This is a genomic window from Bacteroidia bacterium, assembly GCA_019695265.1.
Taxonomy (GTDB): Bacteria; Bacteroidota; Bacteroidia; order JAIBAJ01; family JAIBAJ01; genus JAIBAJ01.
The window spans coordinates 21,959-28,094 of sequence record JAIBAJ010000041.1; the positions used below are offsets into that span (position 1 = coordinate 21,959).

The window sequence follows — 6,136 nt, forward strand, 5'->3', positions numbered from 1 at the left end:
CCAATCTGATTTCATGGATAGCCATAGTGCTGGTTTGAAATTAGGTTGGTATTATTGTTCACATTGAAACTTCAAAGCCCTGTTCATGGATTGGAATCCTTGGCGGGTGTTTCCTTCCAGCATTGATTTCAAAAATCCTACCAACAAGCCTTGGAAGTTTTCTCCATGGATTAAGGTGGTACTTCCGTCAGCATTTTCGATTAATTGAAAATAATGCTCACCGTCAAAAATTCCCGGAAACAATAAATTCCCCAACCATTTAAATTCTTTCTCCTTTTCAAAAGCCAATACCTTGGGCTTAAAGGTCATTGGCTTTCCATCGGGTGGTTGAATTTTTACATGAATTCGTTTTCCAGGCTCGACCTTCCCTGTTAAAGAAACCAGAAAAGGATTCCAGTGTGGATACTGTTCAAAAGCCGTAAGAACTTGCCAAACCTTGGCTGTTGGTGCTGAAATATGAATTTGGGTTATAAGGGTATGTTTCATCGTTTATTTGTTTGATGAAGCAAATGTCCGCCAAGCCCAATTCACGGTGCTTGACATAAATCAAGAAATCAATGCCTAAGCTTTTTTCTAACCCGACTAAAAGTTTCAGGTGTCATACCTAGTAAGGATGCGATATATTGCAAGGGCACTTGGTTAAACAGCTCCTTATTGTGTTCAAAAAAGAAGGCATATCGTTCTTCGGCAGTCATGGAAAGGTGACTAAAAATACGGTCTTCCATGATGGTAAAACATTTGCCCAAGAACAATTTTTCCAAGGCATGCCATTGATGCAACTGCTGACCAAGGTTGAGGTAATCTGTTTTAGTAATTGTAAATAGTTCACAATCGGTTAAGGCTTGGATGGTCCAACGAGCCGGAGCATTAAACATAAAACTGCTGAGATCGGTGATGAAATATCCCGGTGAACTAATCCATTGGGTTACCTCCTTTTCTTCAGTTTGAACATAAATTCGCATCAATCCTTGTTGGATAAAACTCATTTTCAAGCAGGGATCACCGGTTTGTAAATAGTAATCACCCCGCTTGATTTTTGCTGGTTTAAAATACGAGGAAATGATCCCCAATTCCTCCCTCGTTACCTGTCCGAAATAGGTGCTGATATTTTGTTCGAGTGAAGTCAAATGGATATATGCTTAAGCTTTTGCTAAATTAGTCATAATGAAACCTACATTTCAAAATTTGCAATTCATCTTCTACTAATTTATAAATTAATCGATGTTCATCATTTATCCTTCTCGACCAAAGTCCCATGTATTTGTATTTCAAAGGTTCAGGCTTACTTATTCCTTGAAAGGGTGTACGTTAAAATACCTTTTATTAAACCGTTGATTCGTTGAAGCATTTTTTTATCCATGGATTGCCAATATAGATAATCCTCCCATGAAGTATCTACGAAGCAGATCTTCATTCGTCAATTAAATCCTTTTGAACCGATTTCTTTTTATTGAATTTCTCCAGGGCTTCATCAAGCCTCTTTTCATTGGCCTTCGATCTCAATTCATGGTTGGTTGCCATTTAAGCGTTGTATTCCTGCAATGACATAACCACCACCCCTGTGACGTTGCCTCTATTGATAATGAGGGTTTCAAAATCATCTGCCACCTGGTCCAAATAGGCTTTTAAATCTTTTCGAAAGCCAGAAATACTTGTCGTTAACATTTTAAGTCTAATTGTGTACAAATATAGGTACGTAATTCTACTTAAACCCATTCCAAAAAAAGCCAGGTCCTCCAACCCGGCTTTTTCGCATTATCTCATATCTCCCATCTCATAGCCCCCTAAGGCTTATACACCACATCCAAATATTTCTTCAGAATGTCACTCACCATGCCTCTAAACGGTAAGCTAGCCGCCATTCCGTAAACAGGTGCGCTGCCGTCTTTATTTCCCGGGTTCTTTTTCACATAGTCCACACTGTCCTGCAAATCTTTTACAAAGCGTTCTGCAACACCCGGTTGGGCATGGCGCAAGGTCACAGCAATATGCACACAAGATGGTTTATGAAGTCCGTTCAAGCTCCAATGACGTTGAGTCATTTGGTCCATCACTTCGTAAATATTCAAACTATCCGAAGCAAAAGCAACTACAAACAAGGGGTCACCCAATACTTTCAATTCCGGGATAGATTTTATGCCGGACTTAATGGTATTAGCGGCTTCTACTATTTGTTTGGTAGCATCAATATATCCTTGTTCACCCATGCTTAACATAGAAGCCCAACAAGCTGCACTTAAAGCACCGGGTCTGCTACCGGCCAGGGTTGGTGAAAAGTACAAACCGCCGGGCCATTCCGTGGCTGTGAAATATTGGTAATGTCTTAAACTTTCGCCACGGTAAAGTACCACAGAGGTTCCTTTGGCCGCATATCCGTATTTATGGGTATCTACACTCATGCTGGTTACACCTGGATTACGAAAATCCACCACCGGAACATTGTAACCTGCTTTTTCAGCAAACGGAATTACAAAACCACCTAAGCAACAATCGGTATGGAAACCTATATCGTTTTGCAAGGCTAAGTCTGAAAGTTCTTTAATCGGATCAATTGCACCGTGTGGAAATCCGGGAGCTGAGCCAATAATTACAATTGTATTGCGGTTGATGGCTTTTTTAACCTCATCTACTTTTACCCGGTAGTTTTCGTCGATACCTACCTTCACCATTTTTATTCCGAAATATTGTGCAGCCTTATCAAAGGCAACGTGAGCCGTGGTTGGGGCAATCATTTCCGGAAATTCTATGCCTTTTTCTTCTAATGCACGGTCGCGGTATGTTTTCATAGCTACCAAAATACTTTCGGTTCCGCCTGAAGTTACTGTTCCTACCACATCCTTTCCATCGGTAGTTTTTCCTTTACCAACCATGTAGCCAACCATCGAAATAATTTCGGCTTCCATTTTGGTCGCACTGGGAAATAAATCGCTGTGCAATGGATTGCTTTGGCTGTGTAAGGCATATACCTTGTTCAAGAAATCGATATGTTCCTGATCGCCATGGTAAATTCCTCCAGAAACGTACCCATCTTTCCAGCGGTCGCTTTCTAAATCGTGCATTTCCTGAATAGTTGCCAAAATTTTCTCGCGCTCTATTCCTTGTTTAGGCAATTCTTTGTGACGCTCGAATTTGTTATGGTATGGCTTTAGTGAAGCTTCCAAGGTGGCAGTGATGCCTTCTTGTTCTTTTTCGACCATTTTTCGAACAGATGGAATACTTTTCATCCGTCTTTCGATCCAACGGCTCATTCCGGGTGGAAGCCAACCCAGTTTTTCGGTGATTTTTTCAATGGTAGCAGACATATGTTGTTGTTGTTTATGGTTTCACGGCAATTCCCAATTCATTCAGTTGGTCTAAGTGAATAGGGGAGGGGGAGTCAATCATTACATCTCGTCCGGCATTGTTTTTTGGGAAGGCGATAAAGTCACGAATGCTATCGGCTCCTCCAAACAAAGAACACAAACGGTCGAATCCGAAGGCTATACCACCATGCGGCGGTGCCCCAAACTCAAAGGCATTCATTAAAAAGCCAAACTGGGCCTGGGCATCCTCTGGAGTAAATCCGAGCAATCCAAACATTTTAGCTTGCAGTTTTTTGTTGTAAATACGAATAGATCCACCTCCTACTTCTACTCCATTAATGACCATGTCATAGGCATTAGCTCTTACAGCAATAGGGTTCACATCCAATAAATGTTCATCTTCGGGCAGAGGCGAGGTAAACGGATGGTGCATGGCATACAATCTGCCATCCTCTTCGTTGTATTCAAACAGTGGGAAATCCAGCACCCACAAAGCCTTAAATTCATCCTTGTTTCTCAGGCCAAGGCGTGTTCCCATTTCCAAGCGCAATTCGCTCATGGCTTTGAGGGTTTTCGAACGGTTTCCGGTAAGCACCAAAACCAAATCGCCTGTTGCAGCGCCATGGGCTTCGAACAATTCGCGCAGTTGGGCCTCAGTATAAAATTTATCTACCGACGATTTCACTGTTCCATCCAAGTTGAATTTTACGTAAATCAGACCACCTGCACCTATTTGTGGACGTTTTACCCACTCGGTCAATTCGTCGATTTGTTTGCGGGTGTATTCGCTGCAGCCGTTGGCTACAATAGCCACCACAGTTTCAGCATTTTCAATCACACCAAATCCCACCTTCGGAAATTGAGGATATTGAAATTTCATGTCAAAACGGGTATCGGGTTTGTCGTTGCCGTAGTTTTCCATGGCTTGAGCATAGGAAATACGTGGTAATTCAGGAATATCAACGCCTTTCACTGTTTTGAAGAGGTAGCGAACTAATCCTTCGAAGGTTTGCAGAATGTCTTCCTGGGTAATAAACGACATTTCGCAGTCGATTTGTGTAAATTCAGGTTGGCGGTCGGCACGCAAATCTTCGTCACGGAAGCATTTCACAATTTGGTAATAGCGGTCCATACCGGCCACCATCAGCAGTTGTTTAAAAGTTTGCGGACTTTGGGGCAGGGCATAAAATTCACCTTTATTCATGCGGCTAGGTACTACAAAATCGCGTGCACCTTCGGGTGTAGATTTGATCAAAACCGGGGTTTCAACCTCAATAAAGTCTTTGGATGCCAGGTAGTTCCGGGTTTCCAATGCCATGCGATGGCGCAGCAACAGGGAGTTTTTTACGGGGTTGCGGCGAATATCGAGGTAGCGGTATTTCATGCGAAGGTCGTCGCCTCCGTCGGTGTCATCATCTATAGTAAACGGAGGAGTTTTAGCTCCATTGAGCAGGCTAACTTCCGATGCAATAATTTCCACATCACCGGTGGGCATTTTCGGATTTTTATTGGTGCGTTCGGCCACTTTTCCGCTCACTTGCAACACAAATTCACGGCCATATTGGCGCACCTGTTCGCACAATTGGGCATTGGTTTCCATGTTAAAAACCAATTGGGTAATGCCATAGCGGTCGCGCACATCGATAAAAGTCATTCCTCCCAGGTCGCGGCTTTTTTGAATCCAGCCGCATAAAGTAACATCTTGTCCTACGTTTGCAAGCCTAAGCTCGCCGCATGTATGAGTTCTAAGCATGGGACAAAGATACATTTCAAGCAACAAGAAAAGCCGTTCGAAGAAGGGAAATTGAATTTTATAAGAAAATTTAAGGGTCTTGATTTTACAAAATTCAAAAAGAAGGAGAGGATGTTTTGCCTGGGTTTTCTTCCGATTGTTTTGGCGGGCTCCCTGCCGCTATTGAGTGAAGTGCAGAATGAATGGTTCTATGCCGGCGGCAGGGCCACGCTTTCCACTTCAAGTCCTCGCCCGTTCTCCGCTAGCGCTGCGCCCGGTCTGTGGGCTTTCCGTTGCAATCGTTGCCCGGGGTGCTTCTAATAGGCAATGTGCGGAAACCTAGATTAGCATTCCAATAAAGATTCCGCCAATTAGGAATTGGATTCTTAATTAGCAAGAAAATGACTATAGGACGAGAAATATCCGCTAAAGTATAGGAGGCATTAGAGAAGTATCCTATTGTGGCTGTAATGGGCCTAAAGCAATCAGGTAAAACAACCCTTTGCCGAATGCTTGGAAATGAATATGTCTATGTTTACCTGGAGGATATTTCCTTGCTTGAATTTGCCAAAAGTGATCCAAGGGGCTTTTTAAATACTTACTTAAATGGAGTAATAATTGATGAAATCCAATAAGCACCGAATTTGTTTTCCTATTTACAAATTCTTAACTCGTTTATGCATTTCTAATTCGTAATCTGGGTTAATTGCTCAATACAGTATCTGAAATTGTTGAAAACCCACTTTTTTTGTTGAAAAGTAACCACATAAAGGTATTTTTAGTTTAATTCGCCCCAAACTCTTGAAAATCTTTCATCTAACCAGTGAATACCAAAACTGCTTTGCCTATTGCGTTGACTCCATTTAAGCTGCCCTTGCTCAAAAAAATGGGATTGCACATAGTGCTGGTTCTTATATTGGGAATGCTTGCGCTACCAGGCTTTTCCGTTGCTCAGGCAGTTTCAAGAACCATCGGGGTTTTAGACCTCACTACCGCTAACATATAAGGGCTTAACCGAAGTGAAGCGCAGCGGAATTTCGGCTTAAGCCTGTGTTGACAGAAGCGTGTCTAGTTTTAAAATACTATGGGGATTCTAATTTTT

Annotated in this window: 6 protein-coding genes and 2 pseudogenes; 2 read left to right on the forward strand and 6 right to left on the reverse strand. The window is 42.3% G+C overall.

Annotated elements, in window-relative coordinates; genetic code table 11:
* Positions 1-51: 51 nt before the first annotated feature.
* From K1X82_07805 to aspS, 6 genes and pseudogenes are all read right to left on the reverse strand, one after another.
* Positions 52-486, reverse strand: coding sequence for an SRPBCC domain-containing protein (locus tag K1X82_07805; GenBank protein MBX7182001.1), 435 nt, complete (start codon positions 484-486; stop codon positions 52-54).
* Between the two features lie 68 nt (positions 487-554).
* Positions 555-1,127 (reverse strand): Crp/Fnr family transcriptional regulator, encoded by a 573-nt coding sequence (locus tag K1X82_07810; protein ID MBX7182002.1) that lies wholly within the window; start codon positions 1,125-1,127, stop codon positions 555-557.
* Between the two features lie 28 nt (positions 1,128-1,155).
* Positions 1,156-1,414, reverse strand: a pseudogene (locus K1X82_07815) (Txe/YoeB family addiction module toxin).
* Positions 1,411-1,665, reverse strand: a pseudogene (locus K1X82_07820) (type II toxin-antitoxin system Phd/YefM family antitoxin). The pseudogenes K1X82_07815 and K1X82_07820 overlap by 4 nt, the downstream one beginning before the upstream one ends.
* A gap of 119 nt (positions 1,666-1,784) precedes the next feature.
* Positions 1,785-3,302, reverse strand: a complete 1,518-nt coding sequence (locus tag K1X82_07825; GenBank protein MBX7182003.1) for an aminotransferase class V-fold PLP-dependent enzyme — start codon at positions 3,300-3,302, stop codon at positions 1,785-1,787.
* Between the two features lie 13 nt (positions 3,303-3,315).
* On the reverse strand, positions 3,316-5,055 hold the full coding sequence (gene aspS, locus K1X82_07830; GenBank protein ID MBX7182004.1) for an aspartate--tRNA ligase: 1,740 nt from the start codon (positions 5,053-5,055) through the stop codon (positions 3,316-3,318).
* A gap of 449 nt (positions 5,056-5,504) precedes the next feature.
* Between aspS and K1X82_07835 the strand changes: the two genes are divergently transcribed.
* Both K1X82_07835 and K1X82_07840 read left to right on the forward strand, forming a co-directional pair.
* On the forward strand, positions 5,505-5,669 hold the full coding sequence (locus K1X82_07835) for an AAA family ATPase (GenBank protein ID MBX7182005.1): 165 nt from the start codon (positions 5,505-5,507) through the stop codon (positions 5,667-5,669).
* A gap of 188 nt (positions 5,670-5,857) precedes the next feature.
* Complete coding sequence (locus tag K1X82_07840) at positions 5,858-6,040, forward strand: hypothetical protein (protein MBX7182006.1); 183 nt, start codon at positions 5,858-5,860, stop codon at positions 6,038-6,040.
* The last annotated feature ends 96 nt before the right edge of the window (positions 6,041-6,136 follow it).